The following is a 3,324-nucleotide window of genomic DNA, read 5'->3' as shown; positions in this document are numbered from 1 at the left end:
GCGGCCGCCGGCCACCCGGTCGCACTCGGCGAGGGTGCCGTCGAGCAGGACGTAGCGGGCGTTCGCCGCTCGCAGTGCCGCGGTCAGGCCCGGGGTGGCTCTATTCACGAGTAGTGACGTCAGTTGTTCACGGGTTTGGGAGGCACCCAGATCCACGGTCGGGTGATGTTCACGAGTTTTGACAGCACTGGGGTACTTGCCAGGGCAGCATCGGGGTGCTCCTGGTGAAAGGTCCTGGTCATGCCGCAGATGTCCAAGGTCGAGCTGTACGCGGCGATCCGGCGTGACCACCGTGCTGGCATGAAGATGCGCGAGCTTGAGCGCAAGTACAACGTGTCGTGGAGGACGGTCAAGAAGGCCGTGGACTCCGTCTGGCCGGAGCCGCGGAAGAAGCTGCCGCCGCGGCCGACTGCGCTGGATCCGTACAAGCCGGTGGTCGACGAGATGCTGCGGACGGACCTCGACGCGCCGCGCAAGCAGCGGCATACGATCACGCGGATCTTCCACCGGCTCATCGAGGAGCACGGCGCCGACGTGTCCTACCAGATGGTCCGGCGCTACGTCTCCGACCGGAAGCCGGAGATCCTCGCGGCCTCGGGCAAAGCCCCCGTTGAAGCTTTTGTGCCGCAGACCCACCTGCCCGGCCACGAGGCAGAGGTCGACTTCGGCGACGTGACCGTGCGCCTGGCCGGCGAGCTGGTGACCTGCTACCTGTTCTCGCTCCGCCTGTCCTACTCGGGCAAGGCCGTCCACCGCGTCTTCGCCTCCTGCGGCCAGGAAGCCTTCTTCGAAGGACACGTGCACGCGCTTCGCACGCTGGGCGGTGTCCCGCGAAGCAAGATCCGCTACGACAACCTGAAGTCGGCCGTCGCCCAGGTCCTGGGGCTGAACAGGGCCCGGGTGGAGACAGACCGGTGGATCGCCTTCCGCTCGCACTTCAACATCGAGAGCTTCTACTGCCGTCCCGGCATTGAAGGCGCCCACGAGAAGGGCGGCGTCGAAGGAATGATCGGCTACTTCCGCCGCAACCACTTCACCCCGGTCCCGGAAGTCGACTCCCTCGCCGAGCTGAACGAGATGGTCGACCAGTGGGACCTGCACGACGGGCGTCGCCGGATCGGTTCACGGCCGCGGACCGTCGACGAGTACTTCGCCATCGAGCAGCCGTTGCTGATGCCGCTTCCGCTGGAACCGTTCGAGACCGGCCGGCTGTTCACGCCGCGCGTCGACCGCTACAGCCAGATCGCCGTCCGCACCAACCGCTACTCGGTCCCGACCCGTCTGATCGGCAAGCGGGTGCGAGTCGTCCTGCACGCCTCGCACCTGGTGGTTTACGACAGAAACATCGAGGTGGCCCGCCACGAGAGGCTGATCGCGAAGGGCAGCTGCCGCCTGGACCTGGACCACTATCTCGAAGCCCTCATCCGCAAGCCCGGCGCCTTCCCCGGTGCCACGGCCTTGGAACAGGCCCGGTCCGCTGGCAAGTTCACCCCGGTTCACGACGCCTGGTGGGCCCAGGCCCGCAAGGTTCACGGCGAGCGGGACGGCACCCGGGCGTTGATCGAGGTCCTGCTGCTGAACCGCCACCTCGCCCACGAGCACGTGGTGGCGGGCCTGGCCACCGCGCTGCGGGCCGGCGCCCTGACCGCGGACGCGGTCGCCCTGGAGGCTCGCAAGGCCGCCCAGACAGAGGACGAACCAGCTATCGGCGCATCCAGCCCGGCGGTTCCTGGGCAGACGCCGGCCACTGTCACGTCACTGCACGAGTGGCGGCTCGCTCACCTCCCGCCGGACACCAGGCCGCTGCCGTCGGTGACCCCCTACGACCAACTGCTCCGACGCCGCCGCACCAGCGGCAGCGACCACCGTGAGGGAGAAGCCCAGTGACCCTGCCCCGCCAGCGAGGCTTGACCGAGCAGGCCGCCGACGCCGCGATCGACACCGCCTGCCGCCTGCTGCGGCTGCCCTCGATCCGCAACGAGTTCAACGACATCGCCGACAGGGCCGTCAAGGACCAGATGACCTACCGGGGCTTCCTCGCCGAACTGCTGATGACCGAGTGCGACGACCGGGCACGCCGCCGCTCGGAACGACGCATCAAAGCAGCCGGTTTCCCACGGGAGAAGTCACTTCGGGCCTTCGACTTCGACGCCAACCCGAACATCGACGCGGCCACCGTTCACACCCTCGCCAGCTGCGAGTGGATCAAGAAGAGCCAGCCGCTCTGCCTGATCGGCGACTCCGGCACCGGCAAGTCCCACATGCTCATCGCCCTGGGCACCGAGGCCGCCATGAAGGGCTACCGCGTCCGCTACACGCTGGCCACGAAGCTGGTCAACGAGCTGGTCGAGGCCGCCGACGAAAAGCAGCTCAACAAGACCATCGCCCGCTACGGCCGCGTCGATCTCCTCTGCATCGACGAACTCGGCTACATGGAACTCGACCGCCACGGCGCCGAGCTCCTGTTCCAGGTGCTGACTGAGCGGGAGGAGAAGAACAGCGTCGCCATCGCGTCAAACGAGTCCTTCGGCGGCTGGACCAAGACCTTCACCGATCCCCGCCTCTGCGCGGCCATCGTCGACCGTCTCACCTTCAACGGCACGATCATCGAGACCGGCACCGACTCCTACCGCCTCGCCAGCACCCGGGCCCGAGCCGAAGAGAACGTTGCCAGCTGAAGATCTTCCCTCCCGGCCTCTGGACACGTCCCCGAGGCCGGGAGGCCCAAGGTCACAAGGCGATCAGTCCTGCCGCCGTCTCTCTGAAGCCGCAGGCATCGAAGTAGAACGATCGCAAGTGCTCTTCGAAGTCGACATGCAACCACTCACACCCCGCAGCACGGCATCCCTCAGCAGCTGTCCTGATCAGCGCGACTCCCACCCCGCTCGAGCGATTGCGCTGAGCCACGACCGTGTCCAGAACGAACGCATGGACGCCGCCGTCCCAGGCGACGTTAACGAAGCCGACCAACCGATCATCTTCCCAGGCGCAGACCCAGCCAAGGCTGTGACGTTGAAGCCTTGCACGCCAGTCCGTCTGCCCGACTGGATGACCGAACCCTTCAGCATGCAGCTTGTTGAGAGCTGAGTTGTCGACGTCGCCCCGCCACTCATACGTGATCGTCATGATCCGAACCTAGTGACCACCAGAGCCGGACTACAGAGCGGGCCGACACACTCACTCTCGGCTGCCGTCAAAACTGCTGAACAACGAACGCGCCGAAGATCGGTAAGAGCTCGTAACACGATCATGGCCGAGCTTTCTTGAGGCGTCGCCAGCAGATGAGGCTGCAGGCCAGGGAGACGAGGGCGTCGTGCAGATCGA

The 3,324-nt window shown here is 66.5% G+C and carries 3 protein-coding genes and 1 pseudogene; 2 read left to right on the top strand and 2 right to left on the bottom strand.

The genetic code is table 11. The features are described 5' to 3' along the window. Positions 1-123: pseudogene (locus ABZ624_RS42475) on the bottom strand (IS5/IS1182 family transposase); the annotation flags it as partial. A gap of 126 nt (positions 124-249) precedes the next feature. Between ABZ624_RS42475 and istA the strand changes: the two are divergent. Continuing rightward, the gene (istA, locus tag ABZ624_RS42470) at positions 250-1,887 is read left to right on the top strand and encodes an IS21 family transposase (protein ID WP_360101006.1); all 1,638 of its coding nucleotides are present in this window, start codon (positions 250-252) and stop codon (positions 1,885-1,887) included. Further along, a complete protein-coding gene (istB, locus tag ABZ624_RS42465) occupies positions 1,884-2,678 on the top strand; it encodes an IS21-like element helper ATPase IstB (RefSeq protein ID WP_360101003.1) in 795 nt (264 codons plus the stop codon). The genes istA and istB overlap by 4 nt, the downstream gene beginning before the upstream one ends. A gap of 52 nt (positions 2,679-2,730) precedes the next feature. Here istB and ABZ624_RS42460 read toward each other — a convergent pair whose 3' ends face one another. Beyond that, positions 2,731-3,126 carry a GNAT family N-acetyltransferase gene (locus tag ABZ624_RS42460; protein WP_360101001.1) on the bottom strand — a complete coding sequence of 132 codons (396 nt, stop codon included), beginning with the start codon at positions 3,124-3,126 and terminating at the stop codon, positions 2,731-2,733. Positions 3,127-3,324 lie beyond the last annotated feature (198 nt).

The organism is Streptomyces sp. NPDC007205, assembly GCF_040634095.1.
Classification (GTDB): Bacteria; Actinomycetota; Actinomycetes; order Streptomycetales; family Streptomycetaceae; genus Streptomyces.
This window is presented reverse-complemented; position numbering and strand designations above follow the sequence as displayed.

Bases quoted from the DNA above. Each gene is read 5' to 3' on its own strand.
- ABZ624_RS42460 (WP_360101001.1), bottom strand. From the start codon at position 3,126: ATGACGATCACGTATGAGTGGCGGGGCGACGTCGACAACTCAGCTCTC.
- istA (WP_360101006.1), top strand. From the start codon at position 250: ATGTCCAAGGTCGAGCTGTACGCGGCGATCCGGCGTGACCACCGTGCT.